We start from the raw sequence: 26,040 nt of genomic DNA, 5'->3' as shown, positions 1-26,040 counted from the left end.
CGAAATGTCCGTACTGTCCAAGCTCATCCTGGGCGCCGCCGCCCTGGCCTGCAGCATCCCGCTGGCGCATGCCGCGGACAAGACGTACCCCGCCCGGGAAATCCGGTTCATCGTTCCCTGGAACGCGGGCGGCTCCAACGACATCGCCGCGCGGATGCTGCAGCAGCTGATCAGCGAACAGGGCGTGAACGTGGTGGTCGAGAACGCGCCGGGCGCCACCGGCGCCATCGGCATGACGAAGGTCGCCAACGCGGAACGGGACGGCTACGTGGTCGGCATGGGCACCAGTTCGACGCTGGCGCAGATCGCGCAGAACATCACCCCGCTGCGCAACGACCAGTTTTCGCACATTGCGCGCGTGTCGACCGATCCGCTGATGCTGCTGGTTCCCGCCGACGGGCCGGACACGCTGGAGGCCTTTCTGGCCAGCATGAAGAAGAACCCGGGCAAGGTGTCGATCGGCACGCCCGGCAACAACAACCTCAATCACATCTTTGCCGAGATGACCGCGCGCGCCGCGGGAACGGAATACGTCAACGTGCCTTATCCCGGCGGCTCGCGGGTCATCGCCGACCTGTCGGGCAAGCAGATCAGCGCGGGCGTGCTCAAGCCTTCCGAGAGCAAGGCCCAGATCGACGCCAAGTACGTCAAGCCGATTGCCGTCTTCGCCAATGAACGCCTGTCGCTGTACCCCGACGTGCCGACCTTCAAGGAAAAGGGCTATGACGTCTTCCCGTACGGTCCGCTGGTGCAGATGGCCTACGTGGTGGCGCCGGCCGGCATCCCCGACGACGTGCGCAAGCGCCTCATCCAGATTTTCGAAACCGCCATCCGCAGCGACAAGTTCAAGTCGTTCGCGGAGCAGAACGGTTTCCTGGTGGACGACCTGACCGGCCAGGCGCTGGACAAGGAAGTCACGAACGTCCAGGCCACCCTGAACGACGTCGCGAAGAAAGTCTTCGTGACCGCCAAGTAATCCGCATCCAAGGAGCATTACGTTGAGCCAGATAAAGAAAGTCACCTGCCACGTCGTCAGCGCGCCGGTCGAGCGTCCCTTCACCTCATCGCGAGGCTGGCTGTACAAGCAGCGCGGCTCGTGCATCGTCGAAATCGAAACCGCCGACGGCGTGGTGGGCTGGGGCGAATGCTACGGCCCGTCGCAGGTGGCGCGCGCCTATATCGAATCGCAGTACGCGCCGCGCATCGTGGGCCGCGACCCGTTCGACGTGGAGGTCATCTGGGAAGACCTCTACAACCGGATCAAGGACTACGGCAACAAAGGCATGGCCATCTCGGCGCTGAGCGGGATCGACATCGCGCTGTGGGACATCATCGGCAAGACCTGCGGCAAGCCGATACACAAGCTGATCGGGGGCGCCCACCGCACCGAAGTGCAGTCGTACGCCACCGGCCTGTATTTCATCGACATGGACAGGCTGATCGAAGAGGCGGTCGAGGAAGCCCAGGGCTACGTGGCCGAAGGCTTCACCGCGATCAAGATGAAGATCGGCCTGGGCTCGCCGAAGCTGGACCTGGAGCGGGTGCGCGCGGTGCGCGAGGCGGTGGGCGGCGACGTGCGCCTGATGGTGGACGCGAACCACTGCTTCACCGTGCCCGCGGCCATCCGGCTGGGCCGGGAACTCGAAAAGCTGGACGTGGAGTGGTTCGAGGAACCCATTTCGCCGGAAGACCTGGACGGCTACGTCGAGGTGACCCGCGCGCTGGACATGGCGGTGGCGGGCGGCGAAAACGAGTTCACGCGCTGGGGCTTTCGCGACATCGTGGCGCGCAAGGCCATGGATATCGTGCAGCCCGACGTCTGCGCGGCGGGCGGCATCAGCGAGTGCCGCAAGATCGCGACGCTGGCGGCGGCCCACGGCGTGGAGTGCGTGCCGCACGCCTGGGGCTCCGCCATTGGTCTGGCGGCCACCCTGCACTTCCTGGCCGCCCTGCCCGATCAACCGCCCAGCTTCCGGCCCATGCCGCCCCTGCTGGAATTCGAGCAGTGCGAGAACCCCTTCCGTGACCTGCTGACGGTCGAGCCCATCGTGCAGCATCGCGGCGTGGTCCGGATTCCGACGGGCGCGGGGCTGGGCATCGAGATCAAGCGCGACGTGCTCGATCGCTACCGGGTTGCCTGAACCATGCGCTTCGTCACATTCCAGGCCAACGACGGCCAGCTGCGTCCGGGTTTCCTGTCGGCGGATGGCCTCGAAGTCGTGGATGCGCGCCATGCCGACGCGCCCGAGTGGGCCAGGCGCCTTCCCCCGACCTTGCTCGAATGGGTGGGGATGGACCTGCCCGCGATCGCCGAGCGGCTGGCGCGCTGCGATTATCCGCAGGCCGCGCGCATGCCCGTCGACGCGGTCCGCCTTGCCGCGCCGCTGCCGCGGCCCGGCAAGGTGGTGGGAGCGGCCTTCAATTTCCACGATGCGCTGCGTGAACGGAACATGGAGCCGCCGGTCGAGCCGGTGCTGTTCATCAAGTCGGGGCACACCGTCATCGGGCCCGGCGAGGCCGTGCGCCTGCACCCCGAAGCCGGCAACGTCACCTACGAGGCGGAACTGGGCGTGGTGATCGGCCGCACGGCGCTGCGCGTGGCGCGCGAAGACGCCATGCGCCATGTGGCGGGCTACGTCATCGTCAACGACGTGAGCGCCACGGACATGGTGCGGGCCGACAAGGGATTCGTGCGCGGGAAGAACCAGCCCACGTTTTGCCCGCTGGGCCCGTGGCTGGTCACCCCCGATGAGCTGCCGGACCCCCACGCCACGCCGATCACGCTGCATCTGGACGGCGTGCTGCGCCAGCAGGGCACCACCGCCGACCTGGTGTTCGACATTCCGGCCCTGATCGCGCATGCGTCGCGCCAGATGCCGCTGGATCCGGGCGACATCATCGCCACCGGCACCCCGGCGGGCGTGGCCGTCTCGCACGACCCGCCCGCCTGGCTGCGGCCCGGCGCGCGGATGCGCGTGGCGCTGCCCGGCCTGGGAACCCTCGATACCCCCGTGATAAAGGATTGCTGAACGATGTCCGCCCAGCCTGTCGTTGCCCTGACTTCTCCGATCCATCCCGACGCCCATGCCAGACTGGCCGCCGCCTGCGAAGTCCGCGTGGCGCCGGATGCCAGCGCCGACGCCCTGCGCGCGGTGGTGCGCGACGCGCAGGGCCTGATCGTGCGCAACCACCTGCCCGAGGACATCTTCGACGATGCGCCACGGCTGCGGGCCGTGGTGCGCCACGGCGTGGGGCTGGACATGATCCCGGTGGAGCGGGCCACCGAACGCGGCATCGCCGTGGCCAACCTGCCGGGGTCCAACACCACCGCGGTGGTCGAGTATTGCCTGGGCGCCATGCTGCACCTGCGGCGCGGGCTGGCCGACATGGATGCGGCGCTTCGGGCGCGGGGCTGGGCGCCGGCGCGGGCGATGGCGGACGGCGGCACCGAACTGCGCGGCACCACCTGCGGCATCGTGGGCGTGGGCACCATCGGCGCGCGGCTGGCCGGGCTGGCCCAGGCGCTGGGAATGCGCACGCTGGGGCTGACGCGCCGCCCGGAAACGCTGCCCGCCGGCGTGCAGGCGGTGGACAAGGCCGCCCTGATGCGCGAGTCCGACGTGATCGTGCTGTGCTGCCCGCTGACGCCGCAGACCCGCGGCCTGATCGACGCCGACGCGCTCGCCCTGGCCAAGCCCACCGCCATCCTGATCAACGTCGCGCGCGGGCCGGTGGTGGACGCCGCGGCCCTGGCCGATGCGCTGGCGCGCGAGGCGCTGGGCGGCGCGGCGCTGGACGTGCACGACGTCCAGCCGCTGCCCGCCGAGGCCGCCATCCGGCGGGCGCCGCGCGTGCTGCTGACCCCGCACGTCGCCGGCAGCACCGCCACCAGCATGCGCAGGATGAGCGCGGGCGCGGTGGACGACATGCTGCGCATGCTGGGCGGCCAGGCCCCCTCGCATCCCGTCAACACTTTCTGAAATCCTCTTCTGGAGCTGCCATGCAGATCGTAGATATCAAGGCTGTCCCCGTCTCGTTCCCCGTTCCCGAGAACCGGTCGGTGCGGCTGGGCATCGGCCGCAGCGTCAAGCGCGACGCGGTGCTGGTGCGAGTGACCACGGATGAAGGCGTGTCCGGCTGGGGCGAGGCGCATCACGGCCGCTGCCCGGGCGCCATCGCGCGGCTGATCGACACCACGCTGCGCGAACTGGTGGTGGGCATGGACGCGCTGGACAACGTGGGCGTGACGGCGCGCGTGCTCAAGATGCAGTTCGCCAGCCATGGCATGGGCGCCGCGGCCGCGCTGGCCCTGAGCGGCCTGGACCTGGCGCTGTGGGACATCCGCTCGCAGGTGACGCAATGGCCGCTATACCGCCTGCTGGGCGGCGCCAGCAAGCCCATCAAGGCCTATGCGGGCGGCATCGCGCTGGGCTGGCAGCCGCCGGAACAATTGGTGGACGAGGCGCGCGGGCTGGTCGAACAGGGGTTCAAGGCGCTGAAGTTGCGCGTGGGCGACGGGCCGCGCAGGGATATCGCGCGGGTCGAGGCGGTGCGCAAGGCGTTGGGCGACGAGATCGACATCCTGACGGACGCCAACACCGGCTACAGCCTGGATGACGTGCGCCGCGTGATGCCCGCCTTCGAGGCGCTGGGCGTGGGCTGGCTGGAAGAGCCGTTTCCGGCGCACGACCATGACGCCTATGCGCGGGCGGCGCGGCTGGGCCGCGTGCCGCTGGCGGCAGGCGAAAACCACTACACGCGCTATGAGTTCGGGCCGCTGCTGCAGGCCGGAAACGTGACGTTCATACAGCCGGACCTGTCCAAGACGGGCGGGGTGACCGAAGCGATGCGGATCGCGGGCATGGCGGCGGCGCTGAAGCTGAGCATCAATCCGCACACCTCGGCCACCGCCATCAACATGGCGACCAGCATTCATTACCTGTGCGGCATCGACAACCCCGGCTATTTCGAGGCCGACGTCACCGTGCTGAACCCGTTCCGGGATGAACTGGCGGACCGGCTGCCCTACACGCTGGACGCGGACGGCTGCGTGCGCCCGCTGGATGGCGCGGGCATCGGGCTGAAGATCGACGAAAAATTCATCGCCGCCCATCCGCTGATCGAAGGGCCTTGCTACGTCTAGCCGCCCGCTTCCCGCTTGCGGTGCGCAAAGTTCAGCGTCACGATCAGGCCCGCCACCACGGAGAACAGGTGCTTGATCGTATGGCCGCTCAGGTACTCGATGTGCTGGAAGATCTGGTAATCCAGCAATTCAGAGGCCTTGGCCAGCACGTAGCAGCCGATGGCCGCCGCGAAATACAGCCGCTCGCGCAAGGGCGTGCCGTTGCGCCACTGCAGCAGCGGCACCAGCACGAGCGGCATGAACTGCACGAACAGATAGGGGCGCAGGTCGCCCGTGGCGTAGTTGTCGGTGTACCACCACCAGGCCACGCTGGCCACCGCCAGCACGGTCCAGAAGATGTCGACCCAGCGGCCGTCTCCGACCGTTTCCCGCCAGACGGCCGACAGGATGCCGGCGCAGAGCAGCGCGATGGGCAGGCGGTCCCAGATCAGGCGGGCATTGTCGGGCACCAGGTGATACCAGCCTGACCCGAACGCCGTCAGCAGCAGGGCGAAGAAGAACACCGTGTAGCCGGGGCGGATGGCGTCCAGGGCGCGGTTGTGGCGCGAGTGCAGCACCAGCGCCAGGCCGTACCAGCCGACCACCGCGAACCCGGCGTTGGAGAGGACGTCGCCCGCGTTGGGGATGCCCAGCCAGGCGCGTTTGTCCGCGAAGTCGTGGTAATGCTCGAGCTGGGCAATTGGCCCGTACAGCACGAGCCCCAGCGCCACCAACACCATTACCGTCCAGGGCAGCACGCGGCGCGAGCCCGGGCTGGCGGTCTTTTCCGCGGATGAAGAGCTCATGTGGGCACTCCCCGGCATAGGCGGTGCCGGCTAGCAGTGATAGTAAAGGGCGCGCTGCACGGCCTCCACTGCTTTGCCGGGTTTTTCCGGCTTTTTTATGTCCTTGTGTATCCGGCCCGGCGGCGCGTACACGCCGACACCCAGGGCCGGCCGGTTTGCGCCACAGTCCGCTCCAGCAGTCACGTCCCCTTGAACACGACCTTTTGGAGCATCAACATGACGGATCCGGTAAACATCCAGCGCCGCCGCCTGCTGGGAACGACTTCCTCGCTGGCGGGCGCCAGCCTGCTTGGCCTGGCGCTGGGCGGCAACGCCCTTGCTCAGTCCGCGTCCCCGGCCGCCCGGGGAGCGGCACCCACGTTCGGCGACGTGCGGCAGATCCGGGCGGGAACCCTGGATATGGGCTATGTGGATGCCGGTCCCGCCGATGGGCCGGTCGCGATACTGCTGCACGGCTGGCCCTACGATATCCACAGCTTCATCGACGTCGTCCCCCGGCTGACTGCCGCTGGCTATCGCGTGATCGTGCCCCACCTGCGCGGCTACGGTTCCACCCGGTTCGTGTCGGCCGACACGCCGCGCAATGGCCAGCAGGCCGTCGTGGCCGTGGACATGATCGCGCTGATGGACGCGCTGAAGATCGGCAAGGCAGTGATCGCCGGCTTCGACTGGGGCGCGCGCACGGCCTGCATCATGGCTGCCCTGTGGCCCGAGCGCTGCGAGGCGTTGGTGTCTGTCAGCGGGTACCTGATCGGCAGCCAGGAAGGCAACCGCAAACCGCTGCCGCCGCAGGCGGAATTCCAGTGGTGGTATCAGTTCTATTTCGCCACGGAACGCGGCGCGGCGGGGTATGCCGCCAACGTCGACAGCTTCAACAAGCTGATCTGGCAGCTCGCGTCGCCGCAATGGCGCTTCGACGACGCGACCTTCCAGCGCTCGGCGCGCGCTTTCGACAACCCCGATCACGTCGCGGTGGTGGTGCACAACTATCGCTGGCGGCTGGGGCTGGCGCAAGGCGAGGTGCAGTACGACGCGCTCGAGGCGCGGCTGGCGCAGGCGCCCAAGATCGGCATTCCGACCATCACGATGGAGGGCGACGCCAATGGCGCGCCGCACCCGCCCGCCGCGGCCTACGCCGGCCAGTTCACCGGCAAATACCAGCACATCGAGGTCGGTTCCGGCATCGGGCACAACCTGCCGCAGGAGGCGCCCAAGGCCTTCGCCGACGCGGTGATCCGCGTGACCCGGCTGTAGCGCCGGGGGGCGCTGCGCTCAGGCGGCGCCGGACAGCCAGCCCGAGACGGTCTCGAGCACTTTCTCGGGCGATTCGCGATGCGGGACGTGGCCGCAATCGGCAAAGATGACCGGCTGCGCGCCCGCCAGCCGGGCGATCCGCCGGGCATGCTCGGTGGAGCCGTATTCGTCGTTGTCGCCATGCAGCGCGAGGGCCGGGCAGCGCACCTGGGCCAGCTGCGCATCCAGCGTCCAGTCCGCAAATCCCGGCGACAGCCAGGTGTCGATCCACGCGGAAAGCACCCACGCCGCCTTGTCGCCGTGATACTTCTTCAGGCGGTCCAGCTGCCCCGGCTGCGCGAACGACACCTTGGCCTGCCGGATCCCTTCCAGCGTGCGTTCTTCGGCGTACACCTGCGCCGATTCGGTGATCAACGCCTGGCAGGCGTCGTGATGGGCCGCGGCGCAGGCGATGGCCATGCCGCCGCCGACGCTGTGGCCGAAGACCGCGTACCGGTCCAGGCCCAATGCGTCGCGCACGGCGCAAAACCCTTCCTGCGCCTCGCGGGCGACGAAGTCCAGGCCCAGCGTGCCTTCGTGCGGATCCGAGCGGCCGAAACCCAGGCGGTCGTAGGCAATGACGGTGCGCCCGGTGGCGCGGGCGAGCTGCACGGGAAAGTCGCGCCAGAGGTCGACGCATCCCAGCGAGTCATGGAGCAGCACGATGGGCACGCCGGACGTGTCCACGCCGGACGTATCCACGCCGGACGTATCCGGAGTCCAGCGCCTGGCGAAAAGCCGGCCGCTTTCGGTGGGAACGAAAACATCTAGTGACTCGACGGACGACATCGCGGGATCTCACAAAATGGGATGACACGGAACCCAGGGGGCACAGGGCCGGCCCTTTCGGCATGCGGCTCCGGGGACAGACCGGAATAGTAGCGTAGGGGCCGATGCGCCGGCCACGCGTGCGCGCCCTCGCGGTAACCCGCTCGTATCAGACAGGTGACGTTACGAATTCAATTGCTACGGCCGCCGGGCGGACGGACGCGCGCGCACATGATTTGTCGCATTGAGCCGGCCGCCACGCGCGTGTTCCGCCCCGCCGCGCCGCTACGATGGCCGCAGTCATTCACCGCACCAGGAGCAAGTCATGAAAATCCACGTCCGCCTCGTCGCCAGCGCCGCGGCGCTTATCGCCGCGCAGTGTTTCTCGGTAGCCGCGCACGCGCAGCTGCTGGACGCCGTGAAGGGCCAGATGGGCGGCGCGAGCCAGGGCAGTTCTTCGTCCGGCGGCGTCATGCAGAGCCTGGGAGGCAGCCTGCCGCTGTCGTCGCTGAGCCCGGCGTCGGCCGGCAACGCGGCGGGCGTGCTGGAGTTCTGCATGAAGAACAACTACCTCGCCGGCGGCGACGCGCAGGCCATGAAGGACAAGCTGCTGGGCAAGATCGGCGGCGGCTCGACCCAGGAGGCCAAGTCCGACTCGGGATACCCGGCCGGCGTGCAGGGCATGCTCAACGGCAGCGACGGCAAGTCGGTCGACCTGAGCGGCGGCGGGTTGAAGGAAGAGATCACCCGCAAGGCGTGCGATCAGGTGCTGAAACACGCCAAGTCGTTCCTGTAGGGCCGCAGTCCGCGGCCGCCTGCCTGCGCCGGCGGCCGTCTATCCATCCGGGGCGCCTCACACGGGGCGGCCAGCCCCCGCCCGGGGCCGCCGCCGCCCATCCCGCCTCCCTTGCTTCGCCCCGATACGTCCGGGCGCGCGCTGAATTCTCAACATGTGAAACGACGCATGGCCCCGGCCGGCGCAGAACGCCCGTGCGCGCTTATGGTGAATGGGCCTGCAGCGCCCTCGGCGTTTGCAGCCCATCGGCCAGTCGACCCGGGAGAACGCCATCGTGCCCGCCCTGCCAGTTTCCGCCCTGCATACGACCTTTGCGGTGCAGGTTCATGCCGCCATCGCCGACATCGTCGATGATCCGGACGCGATCCGCCAGCTCAAGGACCTGTGGCGACGGTCTCCGGTCATGATCTTTCGCCGCCAGGCGCTCGACGAGGCCGAGCTGGTCCGGTTCACCGAGCATTTCGGCGCCTGCGACGCTTCCTTCCGCAAGGACATCCAGTCCCCGTATCACGAGCAGGTCATCTACTTCAGCACGCTGAAGTACGCGGACGGGCGCCACGTGGGCGGCTTTGCCGGCGGCGAGGACGTGGCCTGGCACTCCGACCAGACCTATCAGGTCCGGCCGGCGACCGGGGCCATGCTTTACGGCGTGGAGGTGCCCATCGAGGGCGGCGATATCTACTGGGCGGACCAGTACGGCGCCTGGGAGCGCCTGCCGCATGAGGTGCGGGCGCTCGTCGACGGGCGCGCCGGCACCTTCCGCTACGCCAAGCGCCATGCCGCCCTGAACACCCTGGAACTGAAGGACGCGGCCAAGGCGAACGCCATGCTCAGCCTGCCCGACGCGCGTCACCCCGTGGTGCTGACCCATCCGAGAACGGGCCGCAAGGCGCTGTATGCGGATCCGACCACGCTGGTGTCCATCGATGGGCTGACACAGGAAGAAAACGCGCGTGTGCTGCCGCTGCTGTTCGATGCGGGCGGGCACGCCAGCCTGACCTACCGCCACCAGGTGCGCAACGGCGACGTGATGCTGTGGGACAACGGCTGCACCATGCATCGCCGCGACCCGATGCGGCTGGACCAGCCGCGCCTCATGAAACGCACCACGTTCCGCCTGGCCGCCGCCGACTACTGTGTACCGCAAGCCTGAAAGGGAGAGGCAACGCTCATGAACCAGTCCAAGGTATTCCTGAAGGTCAATCGCGTCGACGCCGCCATCGTGGCGCGCGCGCAGGGCGTCACGGTGGCCGACGTGCACGAGGCCATGGGCGTGGCCGGCCGCCCGGCCCTGCTCGGCGCCCGCATGCGGCCCCTGCGCGAAGGGCAGCCTGCCATCGCCGGTCCCGCCGTGACCGCGTACTGCTGGCCTGGGGACAACCTGATGATGCATCGGGCGCTGTATCTGGCGCGCCCGGGCGATGTGCTGGTCGTTGTCTGCCAGGCGGAGCTGTCGGGCGCGCAGTGGGGCGACCTGGCCACCCGCTACGCGCTGGAAAAGGGCCTGGCGGGCGTGGTGGTGCAGGGATGCGTGCGCGACGTGGACCAGGTGCGCGCGCTAGGGCTGCCCGTGTGGTCCACGCATATCTGGCCCATGCATCCCGACAAGAACGGCCACGGGGCCGTCAACGCGCCCGTCGTCTGCGAAGGCGTCGAGATCCGGCCCGGGGACCTGATCGTGGCGGACGGCGACGGCGTGGTCCGCGTGCCGCGCGACGAGGCGCCGCGGATCGTCGACGCCGCCATCGCCAAAATGCAGAAGGAAGAAGAGGTGGCCGGTCGCGTGAAGGCGGGCGCGTCCGTATGGGAGCTGAGCGGCGCATCGGCCGCGTATGCGCGATTGCAGATAGAAGAAACAGACGCCGCCTTCGACGACTGATCGCAGGGCGCAACGAGGAGACAGCCATGCAAATGAATCGCCGCAGGATACTGCTGGCGCCGCTGGCGTGCGCGCTGGCAACGGCCCTGCCCGCACGCGTGGGGGCGCAGGCCGCCCCGGCCGCCAGGGCCTATCCGGCGCGTCCGGTCAAGCTGATCGTCGCCGCCGCCGCGGGCAGCAGTCCGGACGCGATGAGCAGGCAGATCGCCAGCGCGCTCGGCGCGGCGTGGCGCCAACCCGTGGTCATCGAGAACGCGGTCGGCCTGGGCGGCGTCATCGGCACGGAACGGGCCGCCAAGCAGGCGCCGGACGGCTACACGCTGCTGGTCAGCACCAGCGGCGCGATGTCGGTGGGCGGAAGCCTGATGCGCCTGCCCTACGACCCGGTCAAGGACTTCCAGCCGCTGACCATGATGATGTACATGCCGAACCTGCTGGTCGTGCATCCCTCGGTTCCCGCCAGGACGCTTGGCGAACTGATTGCGTATGGCAAGCAGAATCCGGGAAAGCTGCGCTACGGCCATCCGGGCGTGGGCACCACGCCGCACCTGTCGGCCGAACTGCTGAAGGACATGACCGGCCTGCGGATGGAGGCCATTCCGTACAAGTCCAGCGCGCAGATGGCGTCGGACCTGCTGGCGGGGCATTACGAGGTGCTCTTCCACAACAGCTCGGTCATGCTGCCCTATGTGCAGGCCGGCGGCGCGCGCGCTTTGGGCGTGACCAGCGCCCAGCGCCTGCCCGCCCTGCCCGACGTGCCCGCGGTGGGCGAGGCCGAGGGGCTCGGCGGCTTCGAGGTGACCGCCTGGTGGGGCATCTACGCGCCGGCAGGCATGTCCGCGGACCTGGCGGAACAGCTCACCGCCGATATCGATGCGGTCCTGAAGCAGGCCGCGCTGGTGGCCTGGATCAAGGACCAGGGCGGTGCGGTCGGCGGCGGATCGCAACAGCAGCTGCGCGACTACCAGGGCGCGGAGACGCGCAAGTGGCGCGAGCTGATCGCAAAGGCCAACATCCGCGCCGAATGATCCGCCGCGCGCTGCGAAGTTTCACACGCTGAACTTTCCCGCCGCGGTGCTGGCGCGCGGCGGGCGTTCGATATCTAGACTGGCCAGTCCCAACAAGCCGAGTAGACGACCACGATGAACCGAGATGCCATGGAAGCGGGCCTGCGGACCCGCAGCGAAGTGCTGGGCGCGACGCATGTCGCCACGGCGATGAACGGCGACGACTTCAGCAGGCCGCTGGAGGAGCTGGTTGCCCAATACTGCTGGAACGAAATCTGGAACCGGCCCGGCCTGGACCGCCGCCTGCGCAGCGCCATCAACGTGGCCATGCTGGCGGCCCTGAACCGGCCGCAGCAGCTCAGGCTGCACATCAAGGGGGCGATCAACAACGGCCTGTCGCGCGGCGAGGTGCAGGAGATCCTGCTGCAGACGGCGGTGTATTGCGGCGTCCCGGCCGGCATGGATGCATTCCGTGTCGCGCGCGACGCCTTCGCCGACCTGCAAACCCCTGCGTCTGAACCATAGCCCGGGAGCACGACATGCCCAGCGCACTTTCCCTGAACACCCGCCGCGCCGTGTCCGATGCCGAATGGCGGACGCGGGTCGACCTGGCAGCGGCCTATCGGCTGATGCCGCTCTTCGGCATGAGCGACCTCGTCTACAACCACATCACGGCCAGCATTCCCGGCGAAAAGGGCAAGCTGCTGATCAACCCGTTCGGCTACATGTATGAGGAGATCACCGCCTCGTCGTTGATCACGATAGACCTCGAAGGCAAGGTCCTGTTCAACCCGAACGAAGACTACGGCGTCAACCAGGCCGGGTACGTGATCCATGGCGCGGTGCATGCGGCGCGGGCCGACGTGCACTGCGTGATCCACACGCATTCGCGGGCGGGCATGGCGGTGTCGGCGCTGAAATGCGGCCTGCTGCCTTTGACGCAGACCGCGATGCGCTTTGCCAGCATCGCGTACCACGACTTCGAGGGGCCGGCCATCGACCTGGCCGAACGCCAGCGCCTGGTCCGCGACCTGGGCGTGGGCGACGCCATGGTGCTGCGCAACCACGGGCTGCTGGTTGCCAGCGCCGATATCGCCCAGGCCTTCAACACCATCTACTGGCTGGAAATGGCGTGCCGCGCGCAAGTGGACGCGATGGCCTGCAACACGGAACTGAATTTCGCGGACCCGGCCGTGGTGGAACGGACCGAACACCTGTACCGGCCCGAGGTGCGGCGGCCGCACGGCGTACTCGAATGGCCGGCCATGCGGCGCTACCTGGACCGGCGCGACCCGTCCTATCAGGAATGAACCCCCAAGGCATCAACGAAAGGAGAGACATCGATATGAACGAACCCATAGGATTCATCGGCCTGGGCAGCATGGGCGCGCCGCTGGCGTCGCGCCTGCTGGACACCGGGCACAGCCTGGTCGTCCACGACGTGCGCCCCGACGCGCTGGCGCGATTCGCCGGCCGCGACGTGACGGTGGCCGGCTCCGTGCGCGAGGTCGCCGATGCGGCGAGCATCGTCCTCGTCAGCCTGCCCACGCCGGACATCGTGCGGGCCGTCGCGACGGGACCGGACGGGCTGATCGGCGGCGACCGCATCAGGCTGTACGTGGACCTGTCGACCACCGGACCGATCGCCGCCAGGGAGATCGGCGGGGCGCTGGCCGCGCGGGGCATCGGCGTGGTCGATGCGCCGGTGTCGGGCGGCGTCGCCGGCGCGGCGGTGGGCAAGCTGGTGCTGATGGCGGCGGGCGCCGGGCCGGACGTGGCGCAGGTCCTGCCGATCCTTGCGAACCTGGGGCAGGTCGAGGTCGTGGGAGAGGCGCCAGGCATGGGGCAGAGCCTGAAACTCATCAACAACGTGCTGTCGGCCACGCACATGGCCATCGTGTCCGAGGCGATGGTGCTTGGCGTGAAGGCCGGCCTGGATCCCGAGGTGATGCTGACGGTGCTCAATAAGGGCTCGGGCCGCAACACCTCGACGGAAGAGCGCTTTCCGAAGTTCGTCCTGCCGCGCACGTTCGACAACGGGTTCTCCAACGCCCTGATGCGCAAGGACCTGAAGCTCTGCATGGAGATGGCGGAGGCGATGCAGGTGCCGATGTGGGTCGGCACCGCGGTGGACCGGTTGTGGATGCAGACCGTCCTGCAGATCGGCCCTAACGAAAACACCACCACCATCGTCAAGACGATCGAGCAGTGGGCCGGCGTCGAGGTGCGGGGCAAGTCGGCGGCGCCGCGCGCCGCGGCGGCGTGAACGGAAAACCGGGAGAGAACATGGAAGACGTGGCAAGCGCGGTCGCCGACGTGGCGGTCGAGGACGTGGAATACCTGCGGGTGGACGGGCTGTCGCTGATGGCGACGGTGTACCGGCCCGAGGGCGCGGGACCTTTCCCGATGGTGCTGGAGATCCACGGCGGCGCGTGGTGCCGTGGAAGCCGGCAGGACGAGCATGCGCTGAACCTGGCGCTGGCCGGGCAAGGCGTGGTGGTGGCGGCCCTGGACTTTCGCATGCCGCCGCAGGGCGCCTACCCGGCGTCGCTGTGCGACATCAACCTGGCGTTGCGGTTCTTCAAGGCGAACGCCGCGCGCTGGCATGCGGACGCCGCGCGGGTCGGCGTGATGGGCGTGTCCAGCGGAGGCCACCAGGCCGTGCTGGCCGCGCTGCGCGCGCACGATCGCCGCTATGGCGTCCATGTCCCGCCGGATGGCGCCGGGCAGGATGCGCGCGCGGCGTTCGTGGTCGCGTGCTGGCCCGTCATCGACCCGATCGGCCGCTACCGGTACGCGAAGGCGATGCGGGATGGCGGCAAGCCCTATCCCGCCGCGCTGGACAGGGTCATTCCCGATCACGAGAAGTTCTGGCTGACCGAGGACGCCATGCAGGAAGGCGCGCCCGCGGCGGCGCTGGAGCGCGGCGAAGTCATGGATCTGCCGCCTGTCCTCTGCATCCAGGGCGATGCCGACATCGTTCATCCCCGCGAGCACCTGGATCGCTTTGTCCAGGCCTATCGGATGGCCGGCGGGCAGGCGGCCCTGCGCCTGTACCGGGACCAGGCCGAAGGGTTCATCACCAAGCAGCCGGACGCGGCCGCCTCCGGAGAGGCGATCCGCGACATCGTGGCGTTCATCAAGCGGTCTGGCGCAGCGTGACAGGGGCGGCGCGCGGCGGCGCGGCGCTGTCCGCCGCCGCCGGCGCCGGCGGGGCCAGCAGATATCCGGCATCCAGCGCCTCGTAGCGCGCGCAGCCAAGCTGCGTCAGGACCATGTTGACCTCGTGGCGCATGATCTGCAGCGCCCGTTCCACGCCCGCCTGCCCTGCCGCCGCGACGCCATACAGCGACGGCCTGCCGAAGATGGCGGAGTCGGCGCCCAGGCAGCGGCAGATCACCAGGTCGGACCCGCGCCGCACGCCGCTGTCCACGATCAGGGTGGCATTCGGGCCCACGGCCTGGCGCATCATGGGCAGGACCTCGATGGGCGACGGCGCGGCGTCGAGCTGGCGGCCGCCGTGGTTCGATACCACGATGCCGTCCACACCCCGTTCGATCGCCAGCCGCGCATCGTCCGGATGCATCAGGCCCTTGATCATCAGCGGGCCGGGCCAGGCCTCGCGGATGCGTTCGACATGGTCCCAGCCGACCATGGGCGCGGGAGTCAGCGTGCCGAACATGTCGGCCACCGCGCCCGCGTCGGCTTGCGGCGGGGCGTAGGGTTGCCAGTTGCGCATCATGGGGACGCCGCCCGTGCGCAGGTAGCGCAGGACCCAGGCCGGATGTCCCAGCGCCTCCAGCACCACGGCCGGCGTCATCCGGAACGGCCGCGAGAAGCCGTTGCGCCGGTTGCGCTCGCGGTTCGCGTTGACCGGCACATCCACCGTCAGGACCAGCACGCGCACGCGCGCGCGGATCGCGCGCTGCACCAGGTCGGCATTGATGTGTTCATCGCGGGTGCAATACATCTGGAACCAGACGTGGTCGGGCGCGATGGCAACGGCTTCTTCCAGCGATGCGTTGCTGGAACTGGACAGCAGGAACGGCACGTTGGCCTGCCGCGCGGCGGCGGCCTGCATGAGGTCGGCGTCGGGGCGCCATAGCCCGGCAAGGCCGGTCGGCGAGATGCCGATCGGGCTGTCGTAGCGGTGCCCGAACAGCGCAACCGACTGGTCCAGCCGGCTCACGTCGCGCAGATAGCGCGGCACCAGGGCATGGCGGCCAAAGGCCTCGCGGTTGCGCGCCATGCCGCGTTCGTCGTCCGCGCCGCCGTCGATGAAGTCGAAGGCGATGCGCGGCAGTTTCCGGCGCGCCATGCGCCGCAGGTCGTCCAGATTGATGGCGGATTGGATCTTCATCGGGATACTCCAAACAGGGACGCCATACCTTAATGGCCGCCCGCCAGGCGGCGTTGGCGGCGCTCCGCGGCAATTTCACATGTTGAATATTCCGGCGTGCGCGCCAATCGTCCAGCGCAAGGTTCAGCATGTGAAACAACGCCCGGCGCGGCGGCCGATGCACGCGGGCCTTGGGGATACCATCAGCCGAACTCGTCCCGGGCACGCAAGCCTTGCGCGATGCGGCGCGTGCCTTTCCATCCCCCGAATCGAGGTGTCGGCTTCATGAAGGTTCTGGCCAGTGGTTTGAGATTTCCCGAGGGTCCGGTCGCGATGCGCGATGGATCGGTGTGCGTGGTGGAGATTGCCGCCGGACGCATCTCCCGCATCAGCCCGGATGGGCGCCTGTCGGTGCTTGCCGAGACCGGGGGCGGTCCGAACGGCATGGCGGCGGGCCCGGACGGCGCCCTGTACGTGTGCAATAACGGCGGGTTCCTGGTGCGCGAGGTGGAAGGCGAAACCCGCGTCATCCACGGCGAGCTGCCGGGCGACTACAAGACCGGCTCCATCCAGCGCGTGGATCCCGCCAGCGGCCGCGTGACGGTGCTGTACACCCACTGCGGCGACACGCCGCTCAGCGCGCCGAACGATCTGGTGTTCGATGCGCAGGGCGGCTTTTACTTCACTGATTTCGGCAAGATCCGCAAGCACAGCCGCGACATCGGCTCGGTCTACTACGCCCTGCCCGACGGCAGCCACATCCGCGAGGTCGCGCATCCGCTGGCCAATCCCAACGGCGTCGGGCTGTCGCCGGACGGACGCACGCTCTATGTCGCCGAAACCGAGACCGCGCGGCTCTGGGCCTATGACGTCCTCGAGCCCGGCAAGCTCAGCCATAGCGGGTTTCCGTCGCCCAACGGCGCGCGGCTGGTCTGCGGATTGCCGGGCTACCAGCGCTTCGACAGCCTGGCGGTGCAGGCCGACGGCAGCATCTGCGTCGGAACGCTGATCACGGCAAAGATCACCGTCATCGCGCCCGACGGCCGCGTGCTGCGCGAGGTCGGCATGCCCGACCGCTACCCGACCAACATCTGCTTCGGCGGCCCGGACATGCGCAAGGCCTACGTGACGCTGTCGCTGACGGGAAAGCTGATCGAACTGGACTGGGATGAACCGGGCCTGCCGTTGAACCACGGGGCCTGACGCCCGCCGACGCCGCAAGGCGCGGCTCAATACATGAAAAACGCGCGGAAAGAAGCGCGGCAGAAAAAGAAACCGGCGGGCCCGCGCCCGGCCGGAAAACAACGACCAAAGGAGACATCATGAGCACAACCACGGAAAAGACCGGGCGGCCCGCCTTGTGGCGCGTGTGCGTCGCCGCAGTGGTGGGATCGGCGATCGAGGGATTCGACTTCCTGGCTTACGGCACGGCTTCGGCATTGGTGTTCGGGACGGTGTTCTTTGCCAATCTCGACCCGACCATCGCCACCATCGCCTCGTTCGGCACCTTCGCCACGGGCCTGCTGGCGCGGCCATTCGGAGGCATCCTCTTCGGTCACTACGGCGACCGCATCGGGCGCAAGACCATGCTGTCGCTGAGCCTGATCCTGATGGGGCTGGCCACCGTGGGCATCGGGCTGGTGCCCAGCTACGCGGCCATCGGCGCATGGGCGCCGGTCCTGCTGGTGCTGCTGCGCATGATGCAGGGCGTGGCGTTCGGCGGCGAGTTCGGCGGGGCCATCCTGATGGCTGTGGAGCACGCGCCGCCGAAATGGAAGGGCATACTCGGCGCGCTGCCGCTCGCCGGCGTGCCGATGGGGCTGGTGCTGTCGTCGGCGTCGTTCGCGCTGGTCACGCAGCTTCCCGAACACAGCTTCCTGGAATGGGGCTGGCGCCTGCCCTTCCTGGCGAGCGTGCTGCTGGTCGTCGGGGGCTATTACATCCGCTCGTCCATCCCGGAGACGCCCGAATTCATCGAAGTGCAGCAGCGCAAGCAGGCGGCGAGCGTGCCTTCGCTGGAACTGGTGCGCGAGCACCGAAAGACCTTGCTGCTGACCATCGGCAACAAGCTGGGCGAAGTGACGCTGTACTACATCGTCACCGTCTTCATGGTGTCTTATGCGATCAAGCTTGGGTTCACCCGCAGCGACACCATACGGGCGCTGATGATCGGCGCGGTCTGCCAGGTGATCGGCATGGTGCTGGCCGGCTGGCTGTGTTCGCGCGTCGACGGGCGCAACGTGGCGCGCGTGGGCGGCATTGCGATGGCGGTGACGATATCGACGTTGTTCGCGCTGGTGGAAAGCCGCAGCCCGCTGAACCTGGACCTGGCGCTCATCGTCGCGCTGGGACTGGTGCATCCGCTGGTGTATGCGCCACAGGCCGCCTTCTACAGCGCGCAGTTTCCCGCGCACCTGCGCTACTCGGGCCTGTCCATCGGCATACAGTTCGGCGCGGCGATCGGCGGCGGTCTCGCGCCGATCCTGGCGACCGCGCTTGCCTCGCGCTACGGCGACCTGACGCCGGTTGCGTATTACGTGGGCGGCGCGGGCATCCTGGCTTCGGTCTGCGCCCACTTCATGCGCCCGACGGACCCCGCCCCAACGCCCGGGCCTGCCATCGCGCCCACCGCGCCCGGCAAGGCGACGACAGGCGGGTAGGTGCGGCCGGCTAGGTGCGGCCGGCCAGGTGCGGCCGGTCAGCCAGGCAAACCCCAATTGCTGGCCCTGAAGCGGGTGAAGTAAGCATATGCTGCGAATGGACAAGAACAGCCAGGAGACAGACTGCCATGAACCTTGCCGACCTTCCCTTTCCCATGACGCCCGGCTCCGCGGCGCCGTCCCGGGCGGGGACGCAGAGCCTTTCCCGCGGCATCAAGCTGCTGCGCATGGTGGCCACGCGTCCGCAAGTGGGCTGGCGGCTGTCCGACCTGGCCGTGGCCTGCGGACAGGACAAGGCGACCGTCCATCGGATGCTGGCCTGCCTGGTCGAGGAACGCCTGCTGGAGCAGCGCAGCAATGACCGGCACTACCTTCCGGGCCCCATGATGTATGAACTGGGCCTGGCGCTGCCCGCCCACGCGCAGTTCCAGCGGTGCGCGGAAGGCATCGTGGACGGCTTCGCGCGGCGCATGGGCGGCATCGCGCTGTTCCAGTTCCGCAGCGGCGGCGAGTTCGTCTGCAGCGTGCGCGCGGGCACGGTCAAGATGACAGGCGCGATGGTCTACCCGGGAACGCGGCGGCCCCTGTTCACGTCGGCCGGCGGCGTGGCGATCCTGCAGACCCTGCCGCCCGACACCGCGCGCGCCGTGCTGGCCGACAATGTCAATCAGGAAATCAAGCGCCACGGCACCACGCGCCTGGACGCGCTGCAGAAAATGCTGGTGAAGTCCGACGAGCACGGCTTCGGCGTCAATCTGGGCTATATCGTGCCCAATTCGTACGCCTACGGCGTGCCGGTGCGCGGGACGGGCGGCGAGGCTTTCGCGGCCCTCTGTCTGATCGGCACGCCGGAAGCCCACGGCGAAGCGCGCCTGGACGAGCTGCACGATCGTCTGCTGGAAACGGCGGCGCAGCTCGAGGCCAGCGCGCTGGAGTGCGGCATCCATTAGCCGGCGCGCCTGGGGCCGAAGATATCCTCCCGCGCCGCCCGGCTCAGCGCCACCACGGCCGGATGCTGCAGCCGCTGGTCGGTGGTGATGGCGTAGAACTGTTCCTTGACGGCGTCGGCGCTGCCGATGGCGCGCACCCGGTACTGCTTGCAGAGGTAGGCGGCGGTGGCGGTCGGCGCCACGAACAGGCCGGTGCCCGTCTGGCCGAACGAGTTCATCAGGGCGCTGTCGTCGAACTCGCCCACGATGCGCGGGCGGATGTCGTGCTCGTCGAACCATTGCAGCAGCCGGGGCCGGATCGCGGCGTCTTCGCCGGGCAGCAGGAAGGGCGCCTGGTCCAGCAGCTCGGGGAACTTGTCCGGCAGGCTGTCCAGCAAGAGCGGCGATCCAAAGAAGGTCAGTCCGCATTCCCCCAGCAGGTGGCTGTATCCCCGCACGTTCAGGTTGTTCGGCATGGGACGGTCCGCGATCACCATGTCGAACCGGTGCACGGCCAGGTCGGCCAGCAGGAAGGGAAGCCGCCCTTCGCGGCAGATCAAGCGCACGTCCTCGTCCAGATGCAGCGCGGGCTCGATCATCCGGTACACCATCGCCTTGGGCATGCCTTCGGCGACGCCCACCTTGAACTCCATGGCCCGCCGGGCGGGGCGGTCGCGCAGGTCGTCGAGCAGTTCGTCGCCCATGGTGAAGATGCGGTCCGCGTACACCAGGGCATGGCGCCCGACGTCGGTCAGTTCCAGCCCCCGGCCGGCGCGCCGGAAGAGTTCGGTGCCGAGCGTGGATTCCAGCTCCTGCAATTGGCCGCTGATGGACTGCGGCGTGCGCTGCAGCTGCTGCGCCGCGCGGGCGATGCTGCCGGCCTTGGCGACCATCCAGAAATAGCGCAGATGCTTGTAGTTGAGAGTGACCATGGCCTGATCAATCCAAAAAATCTGACTATCGGTTCATCATAGGCGAATTGTTGGAGGAATCGGCCTGCTCTAGACTGGCCTCATGCAGTTTCCGTGCATCACTGGCCATCGCGCGGCGGATCGGACGCGATGGCGGGAGGCGCCTGATGAACCGGGTCGAGACCTTTGCCACCCTGCCGATGTGGGTGGGATTCGTGGGCTTCGTGCTGGCCGTGCTGGCGGTGGACCTGTACGCGCTGGGCGGCCGCCGCGCGCACCGCGTTTCGTCGCGCGAGGCCCTTTGCTGGGTGTTTGCGTGGATGACGCTTGCCACGCTGTTCGGTGGCCTGATGTGGGGGTGGCTGGACGCCACGCTGGGCCGGGCGGTGGCGCACCAGAAGGTGATGGAGTTCTACACAGGCTACCTGATCGAACTGTCCCTGTCCGTGGACAACATGTTCGTGTTTTCGCTGATCTTCACTTACTTCGCGGTGCCGCTGGAACTGCAGCGCCGGGTGCTGCTGTACGGCGTGCTGGGCGCCATCGTGATGCGGGTCAGCATGATCCTGGCGGGCGTGTGGCTGCTGTCCAAATTCGCCTGGCTGTTCTACGTGCTGGGCGCTTTCCTGATCTTCACGGGCCTGAAGATGCTGTTCACCGCGGGCCGCCAGCCGGACATCGCGCGCAATCCGCTGGTCCGGTTCCTGCGGTCCACCATGCGGATCACCAAGGACTATCACGGGCAGTCGTTCTTCGTCCGCATCGACGGGCTGCGGTATGCGACGCCCATGTTTGTGGTGCTGCTGGTGATCGAGGCCACCGACGTGGTGTTCGCCGTGGACAGCATCCCGGCCATCTTTGCCGTCACCACCGATCCGTTTATCGTCTTCACATCGAACATTTTCGCCATCATGGGCCTGCGGGCGTTGTATTTCCTGCTGGCCGACATGGTGGCGCGGTTTCACTATCTCAAGTATGGCCTGGCGTCGGTGCTGGTCATCATCGGCGCCAAGATGCTGGCCGAGCAATGGGTCCATGTGCCGGTGCACTGGTCGCTCGGGGTGGTGGGCCTGATTCTGCTGGCGTCGGTCGGCGCCAGCTGGGTATTGCCCGGAAGGGCCGCGGAACACGCCCCGCGATCCAAGGCGGGAAAATCACGAAGCGGAGGTCTGCCATGAACACGATCATTCTTGCCACCGACGGGTCGGAATACAGCGACAAGGCGGCCCGTTACCTGGTGGAAAGCCCCCTGCTGAACCGGGATTTCGTGGTGCACGTGGTGCATTGCGAGCCCGACGTGGGCGGCGACGTGAAGTCCTTCATCGGCAAGGCGGACATCGATGCCTGGCACCACGAAGAAAGCGGCAAGGCGATGAAGTCCGTGGTGGACATCCTGAGCGCGGGCGCGGTGGGGCACGAATGCCACGAACTGGTCGGTTTCACCCCCGAGAAGATCGTCGAGTACGCGAAGCAGTCCGGCGCCGCGGCCATCGTGATCGGCTCGCATCATCACAGCGTGTTGCTGAATGCCATCCGCGGATCGGTCAGCGGGCGGATCATGGCGCATTCTCCGTGTCCGGTGCTGCTGGTCTAGGGCTGGCGCCTTGGGGCGGCGCGGGCGCGGGGATGGTATCTTCTGCGCATCTTTCCGCCCCAACGCATCCTCCATGTCCGACGCCGCCCTTCCCGCCGATACGCCGATTTCCGATGAACCCGCAGGCGTGCGCAGGCCGTTCATCCAGAATTCGGGCAGCCGGCGCACCCTGCATTTCACCCAGCAGGAGATCCAGAGCAGCATGTCGCTGCTCAATCCGGACGCGCTGGAGATCGAATACACCCGGATGATGATGGGCTTCGTGCTGTTCAAGCCGGAACCGGCCCATATCCTCATGGTGGGGCTGGGCGGTGGTTCGCTGCCCAAGTTTTGCCACCGCTACCTGGCGGGGGCCGACATTTCGGTGGTCGAGATCGACCCGGCGGTCATCGGGCTGCGCGACGCCTTCATGGTTCCGCCCGACGGCCCGCGCTTTCGCGTGATCCAGGCGGACGCGGCCGCGCATATGCGCGGCCTGTCCGGGCAGGCCGATGTGATCTTCCTGGACGGCTTCGAGGTGGGCGGCATTCCGGACGCGCTGTGCTCGGCGGATTTCTATGCCGATTGCCACCGCGCCCTGCGCGAGGACGGCATCCTGGTGATCAATTTCCACGTGAACCATCCGATGCACCATGACTACCTGGACCGGGTGCGCGAGTCCTTCGGCTCGTCGATGTTCGAGGTGGTCGACGACGACATGACCAACAGCATCGTGTTTGCCTGCAAGGGCAACCTGCTGGACGATCCGGCGGCGGCGCAGCTGACGCGGCCGGCGTCGATCCCGAAGGACGCGTGGCGCCAGCTCATGCCGACGCTGAAGGTCATCGGGGCGACGCTGGAACTCAGGTAGGCCGGGCCGGGGCTATCCCGGCTGGCTCAGCGCGAGGGCCAGCAGTTCGCGGGTGGCGCGGGACAAGGCGCCCGGCGACTGCGCGGGCACAGCCGCGCCGCCTTTCGCGGCCAGCGCATCGACCAGGGACGACACGGTTTGCGCGACCGCGCTATCCGCCAGCGCTGCCTGCGCGGGTTCCGGCTTGCCCGGCTGGCCGGGCGGCGCCGCAAGCTGCTTTCTGGCCGTCCTGAGCAGTTCCGCCACCGGGTCGGTCTTGGCGCGCGCGTTGACCCGGTCCGTCATCGCCGTCGCCAGGCTTTTGACGCCGCCCCGGGTCTTGAGGCCGCTCTGTTCGCTGGCGGCCTCCCAGACGCCGCGCTGCGCGGCGTACGCGGTAAGCAGGGCGAAGCGGTCGGCGTCGATGAGCAGGGGCGATTCCGCGACCGCGATCAGCAGCGACTGGTAGGCCGCCTGGGCCGCGGCGGCATTGTTGCCGATCAGGGCCGTGGACACGTCTTTCCACAGGTGGTGGAACGGCAGCGCCGTCGCCGCCGCGAACATGTCCGCGCCCAGCGTCGCGCGATGCTCGAACGCCACCACCAGGTAGTCCACGTCGTTCACGGGTTCGAGCTTGCCCGCCGCGCCCTGGCGATGCAGCACGCCATCCACCAGCTGCAGGCCGGCAAGCTTGTCCTGGGAGTCCGCGCCGGCCAGCACGCGGTAGCCGCTGCGGCGCAGCGCGTCGCCGTCGAACACGCCGAAGCGCACGCTGACGCCGTCCGCGCCGAACAGCTTGGCCAGCGGCTTGAGCAGGCTTTCCCCCGTCTTGACGATGGCGCCGCCGGCCGGGCCGCCCAGCATGGTGACGGCCGTCGACACGAAGTCCAGGATGCCGCGGGAAAAGCTGCTGTCGGCAAACCGGCACAGCGCCGCATACATTTCCAGCCCTTCGCTGGCGTAGGGCACGTTGCGGGCCACGTAGACGTCGCGGAACGCCACGCGGCTGGCGCCGGCTTCCGGCGCGGCGGCGCCCAGGGCCTGCTGGATCAGGTCATAGCCGACGATGTACGGAATCTCGCGCTTGGCGCCCGCCACGCCGTAGCGCAGGAAGAAGGTGCACAGCGGCAGGAATTCGCTGAGGTAGTTGCCCGCCTGGCTGAGACGCATCTCCACCACCCGGACGCTGAAGTAGCACTGGCCGGGAACGAACGAGGATCCGTCCAGGCCCGCGGCCAGCGCAGGGCCGCCGCCGGGCGGTGGTTCGATTTCGGCGTAGAAATTGCGGCCGGCGGGCACGGACGGCAGCAGGGCCGCCGCGCCGTCGCCGGTCGTCGCCTTGCCGCCGATGCCGCGCAGCATGCCGATGAGAGAGTCCATGCGTAGCTCCTTGAAAATTGCCCGTCCCGGCCGCGGGGCCGCCGCCGATGCGCTCAGTCGCGCACGATCGCCATGGCCGACGCCCAGGTGGGCAGGTCGCCGGCATCGCCCTGCGCCGCCTTGCAGGCGTAGCGATAGGCTTCGGCCAGCCCTTTGGGCTGGGCGGCGTCCAGGTACACGTCATAGAAGCGCTGGATATAGCGCGCGCACGATTCTTCCTCGACCTGCCAGCGGAACGCCAGCACGCCGGCCGCGCCCGCCCGCATGACCTCCAGCGCGGTGCGCACCGACGCGCCGCTGCACGACGACAGCACCAGCAGCTTGCATTTGCCGGCTTCCATCCACTGGCCGATGAGCCGGATCGACAGCTGCCAGGCTTCGCCGTCCGCGCCGGGCAGCACCAGCATCGTGCTTTCGCCGCTGGACACGGAGTGCCCGGCGAAGTGGAAGATGTCGTAGTTGCCCGTCTTCAGGCGTTCCTCGATGCGACGCTGCAGGTCGGCGCCCACGAGATCCGTTTCGCCCTCTTCGCGCACGTTGTCGATGAGCAGGTGGCCCGGCGCCAGCCTGGCCAGTTCATCCAGGTGCTCGCGCTCTTTCGCGATGGACTGCAGAGGGCCGAACTCCATGGCAGGCAGTGGCGGGCCGCCGTCCTCGCGCCGGAACGACACCGCGCCGAACACCGCGCTGGCGTCCATGAACAGCAGCCGCACCGGCTGCCCAGGCGTGCGGGCGTCCTGCTCCCAGCGCGGCGCGGGCGCGGCGCCGTCCAGGTGCAGGCGCCGGGCCATGGGAAGCTCCAGGCACAGATAGCGGCCGCTGTCGGCGCCGAATTCGCGGCCCATCTCGAAGGGCAGGTTGAACAGGCGCGAGACCTCCTGGCTTGCCAGGTTGAATTCAAAGCGCAGGTCCAGCCCCGCGAAAGCGCCCACGCCCGGCGACACCTCCTCGTCGCGCGCCCGCTGGATCAGCTTGGCGATGGGCGCGCCCAGGCTGTGGGTGACCATGGCGCTGAAGACGTCTTCGCCCACGCCGCTCAGGTCCTTCAGCCACTGCGGCGCCTTGGTTTCGCCGGTATAGGGACTGAAGGTCTCGATGCGCCCCACCAGGGCCGATATCCGGTCGCGCTCCTTGTAGGGCATGTCCTGCGAGGAGTATTCGTGGCGGCCCATCTGGATGCGGTACGTGATCGAGTGTTCGCCCACCCGGATGATCAGCCGCCTGCGCCGCTTGGGCGCCAGGGGCGTCAGGCAGGTCAGGACGGTGGCGACTTCCGCGCCGCCATTGACGGCGCCCTTGGCGTCGCTTGTCCACACGAAGACTTCGGGCCGCTCCAGCACGTAGCGCTGCACGAGCTCCGGCGGGTCCACCGCCAGGACGAGCAGGGGCACGTTCGATCGGCTGTGTATCCATTCGAGCAGTTCGACGGCGGCCGCGCCGGGCTTGCCGCGCTTGTTGGCGGAGCCCAGCCTGGCGTCGATGATGGCGAGCCGGGGTTCGATGCGGGGCGTGGCCTGCTCCCAGATCTCGATCTGCGTCTTGGCGCTTTCCAGGCTGGTGCGGCGGCGCAGCTCGGCGCCGACGAACGGCGCGATCGCGGGGTACTGCTGCACATACCGGTGCAGCTGGGCCAGGTTATTGGCCCAGTCGTCCTCGTGCTCGTCGTTCATGCTGGCCAGCAGGATCACGTTGGCGGCGGCGGGCTGTTCCATGATGATTCCCCAGAT

General features: G+C 68.5%; 26 protein-coding genes. 20 read left to right on the top strand and 6 right to left on the bottom strand.

What is annotated here, in order from left to right; genetic code table 11:
* Positions 1-4 precede the first annotated feature (4 nt).
* Genes ABE485_RS20330 through ABE485_RS20310 form a run of 5 tightly spaced genes read left to right on the top strand, consistent with a single transcriptional unit; the run spans position 5 to position 5,143 of the window.
* Positions 5-976 carry a Bug family tripartite tricarboxylate transporter substrate binding protein gene (locus ABE485_RS20330; protein WP_346517078.1) on the top strand — a complete coding sequence of 324 codons (972 nt, stop codon included), beginning with the start codon at positions 5-7 and terminating at the stop codon, positions 974-976.
* Between the two features lie 22 nt (positions 977-998).
* Positions 999-2,141: a mandelate racemase/muconate lactonizing enzyme family protein gene (locus ABE485_RS20325; RefSeq protein WP_346517077.1), complete on the top strand. Its 1,143-nt coding sequence runs from the start codon at positions 999-1,001 to the stop codon at positions 2,139-2,141.
* Between the two features lie 3 nt (positions 2,142-2,144).
* Positions 2,145-3,029, top strand: coding sequence for a fumarylacetoacetate hydrolase family protein (locus ABE485_RS20320; protein WP_346517076.1), 885 nt, complete (start codon positions 2,145-2,147; stop codon positions 3,027-3,029).
* 3 nt (positions 3,030-3,032) lie between these two features.
* Entirely contained in the window at positions 3,033-3,980 is a 948-nt protein-coding gene (locus ABE485_RS20315) for an NAD(P)-dependent oxidoreductase (protein ID WP_346517075.1), read from the top strand.
* A gap of 20 nt (positions 3,981-4,000) precedes the next feature.
* Entirely contained in the window at positions 4,001-5,143 is a 1,143-nt protein-coding gene (locus ABE485_RS20310; protein ID WP_346517074.1) for a mandelate racemase/muconate lactonizing enzyme family protein, read from the top strand.
* Here the strand turns inward: ABE485_RS20310 and ABE485_RS20305 are convergent.
* Positions 5,140-5,928: a hypothetical protein gene (locus tag ABE485_RS20305; protein ID WP_346517073.1), complete on the bottom strand. Its 789-nt coding sequence runs from the start codon at positions 5,926-5,928 to the stop codon at positions 5,140-5,142. The genes ABE485_RS20310 and ABE485_RS20305 overlap by 4 nt on opposite strands.
* Before the next feature lie 216 nt (positions 5,929-6,144).
* On the opposite strand from ABE485_RS20305, the gene ABE485_RS20300 reads away from it, so the two are divergent.
* Positions 6,145-7,182, top strand: a complete 1,038-nt coding sequence (locus ABE485_RS20300; protein WP_346517072.1) for an alpha/beta fold hydrolase — start codon at positions 6,145-6,147, stop codon at positions 7,180-7,182.
* Positions 7,183-7,200: 18 nt separating this feature from the next.
* Here the strand turns inward: ABE485_RS20300 and ABE485_RS20295 are convergent, their stop codons facing one another.
* The gene (locus ABE485_RS20295; protein ID WP_346517071.1) at positions 7,201-8,010 is read right to left on the bottom strand and encodes an alpha/beta fold hydrolase; all 810 of its coding nucleotides are present in this window, start codon (positions 8,008-8,010) and stop codon (positions 7,201-7,203) included.
* A 304-nt stretch (positions 8,011-8,314) separates the two neighbouring features.
* On the opposite strand from ABE485_RS20295, the gene ABE485_RS20290 reads away from it, so the two are divergent.
* From ABE485_RS20290 to ABE485_RS20255, 8 genes are all read left to right on the top strand, one after another.
* Positions 8,315-8,785: a DUF2501 domain-containing protein gene (locus tag ABE485_RS20290; RefSeq protein WP_346517070.1), complete on the top strand. Its 471-nt coding sequence runs from the start codon at positions 8,315-8,317 to the stop codon at positions 8,783-8,785.
* A 211-nt stretch (positions 8,786-8,996) separates the two neighbouring features.
* Entirely contained in the window at positions 8,997-9,938 is a 942-nt protein-coding gene (locus ABE485_RS20285; protein ID WP_346517069.1) for a TauD/TfdA dioxygenase family protein, read from the top strand.
* A gap of 18 nt (positions 9,939-9,956) precedes the next feature.
* Positions 9,957-10,664 (top strand): RraA family protein, encoded by a 708-nt coding sequence (locus ABE485_RS20280; protein WP_346517068.1) that lies wholly within the window; start codon positions 9,957-9,959, stop codon positions 10,662-10,664.
* Positions 10,665-10,690: 26 nt separating this feature from the next.
* Entirely contained in the window at positions 10,691-11,692 is a 1,002-nt protein-coding gene (locus ABE485_RS20275) for a Bug family tripartite tricarboxylate transporter substrate binding protein (RefSeq protein WP_346517067.1), read from the top strand.
* Between the two features lie 114 nt (positions 11,693-11,806).
* Complete coding sequence (locus ABE485_RS20270) at positions 11,807-12,196, top strand: carboxymuconolactone decarboxylase family protein (RefSeq protein WP_346517066.1); 390 nt, start codon at positions 11,807-11,809, stop codon at positions 12,194-12,196.
* Between the two features lie 14 nt (positions 12,197-12,210).
* The gene (locus ABE485_RS20265; RefSeq protein WP_346517065.1) at positions 12,211-12,981 is read left to right on the top strand and encodes a class II aldolase/adducin family protein; all 771 of its coding nucleotides are present in this window, start codon (positions 12,211-12,213) and stop codon (positions 12,979-12,981) included.
* A gap of 35 nt (positions 12,982-13,016) precedes the next feature.
* A complete protein-coding gene (locus ABE485_RS20260; protein WP_346517064.1) occupies positions 13,017-13,937 on the top strand; it encodes an NAD(P)-dependent oxidoreductase in 921 nt (306 codons plus the stop codon).
* A 20-nt stretch (positions 13,938-13,957) separates the two neighbouring features.
* A complete protein-coding gene (locus ABE485_RS20255; RefSeq protein ID WP_346517063.1) occupies positions 13,958-14,833 on the top strand; it encodes an alpha/beta hydrolase in 876 nt (291 codons plus the stop codon).
* Here the strand turns inward: ABE485_RS20255 and ABE485_RS20250 are convergent.
* Complete coding sequence (locus ABE485_RS20250) at positions 14,811-16,031, bottom strand: alpha-hydroxy acid oxidase (protein ID WP_346517062.1); 1,221 nt, start codon at positions 16,029-16,031, stop codon at positions 14,811-14,813. The genes ABE485_RS20255 and ABE485_RS20250 overlap by 23 nt on opposite strands.
* Positions 16,032-16,295: 264 nt before the next feature.
* Between ABE485_RS20250 and ABE485_RS20245 the strand changes: the two genes are divergently transcribed.
* From ABE485_RS20245 to ABE485_RS20235, 3 genes are all read left to right on the top strand, one after another.
* The gene (locus ABE485_RS20245; RefSeq protein ID WP_346517061.1) at positions 16,296-17,213 is read left to right on the top strand and encodes an SMP-30/gluconolactonase/LRE family protein; all 918 of its coding nucleotides are present in this window, start codon (positions 16,296-16,298) and stop codon (positions 17,211-17,213) included.
* Positions 17,214-17,332: 119 nt separating this feature from the next.
* On the top strand, positions 17,333-18,670 hold the full coding sequence (locus tag ABE485_RS20240) for an MFS transporter (protein WP_346517060.1): 1,338 nt from the start codon (positions 17,333-17,335) through the stop codon (positions 18,668-18,670).
* 128 nt (positions 18,671-18,798) lie between these two features.
* On the top strand, positions 18,799-19,620 hold the full coding sequence (locus ABE485_RS20235) for an IclR family transcriptional regulator (RefSeq protein WP_346517059.1): 822 nt from the start codon (positions 18,799-18,801) through the stop codon (positions 19,618-19,620).
* On the opposite strand, the gene nhaR is transcribed toward ABE485_RS20235, so the two are convergent.
* Positions 19,617-20,531, bottom strand: a complete 915-nt coding sequence (gene nhaR / locus ABE485_RS20230; protein WP_346517058.1) for a transcriptional activator NhaR — start codon at positions 20,529-20,531, stop codon at positions 19,617-19,619. The two genes, ABE485_RS20235 and nhaR, sit on opposite strands and share 4 nt — an antisense overlap.
* A 146-nt stretch (positions 20,532-20,677) precedes the next feature.
* Between nhaR and ABE485_RS20225 the strand changes: the two genes are divergently transcribed.
* The 3 genes from ABE485_RS20225 to ABE485_RS20215 all read left to right on the top strand — a co-directional run bounded on the left by ABE485_RS20225 (position 20,678) and on the right by ABE485_RS20215 (position 22,954).
* Positions 20,678-21,688, top strand: a complete 1,011-nt coding sequence (locus tag ABE485_RS20225) for a TerC family protein (protein ID WP_346517057.1) — start codon at positions 20,678-20,680, stop codon at positions 21,686-21,688.
* Positions 21,685-22,104, top strand: a complete 420-nt coding sequence (locus ABE485_RS20220) for a universal stress protein (protein ID WP_346517056.1) — start codon at positions 21,685-21,687, stop codon at positions 22,102-22,104. Before ABE485_RS20225 ends, ABE485_RS20220 begins: the two co-directional genes overlap by 4 nt.
* A 73-nt stretch (positions 22,105-22,177) precedes the next feature.
* Positions 22,178-22,954 (top strand): fused MFS/spermidine synthase, encoded by a 777-nt coding sequence (locus ABE485_RS20215; RefSeq protein ID WP_346517055.1) that lies wholly within the window; start codon positions 22,178-22,180, stop codon positions 22,952-22,954.
* Between the two features lie 12 nt (positions 22,955-22,966).
* Here the strand turns inward: ABE485_RS20215 and ABE485_RS20210 are convergent, their stop codons facing one another.
* Both ABE485_RS20210 and ABE485_RS20205 read right to left on the bottom strand, forming a co-directional pair.
* Positions 22,967-24,313, bottom strand: a complete 1,347-nt coding sequence (locus ABE485_RS20210) for a hypothetical protein (protein ID WP_346517054.1) — start codon at positions 24,311-24,313, stop codon at positions 22,967-22,969.
* Positions 24,314-24,366: 53 nt separating this feature from the next.
* Positions 24,367-26,025, bottom strand: a complete 1,659-nt coding sequence (locus ABE485_RS20205) for a CHAT domain-containing protein (RefSeq protein ID WP_346517053.1) — start codon at positions 26,023-26,025, stop codon at positions 24,367-24,369.
* Between the last annotated feature and the right edge of the window lie 15 nt (positions 26,026-26,040).

Source organism: Achromobacter spanius (assembly GCF_039673305.1).
Taxonomy (GTDB): domain Bacteria; phylum Pseudomonadota; class Gammaproteobacteria; order Burkholderiales; family Burkholderiaceae_B; genus Achromobacter; species Achromobacter spanius_F.
Note: the sequence above shows the minus strand (reverse complement) of the source record. Positions and strands in the feature narration are given on the sequence as shown.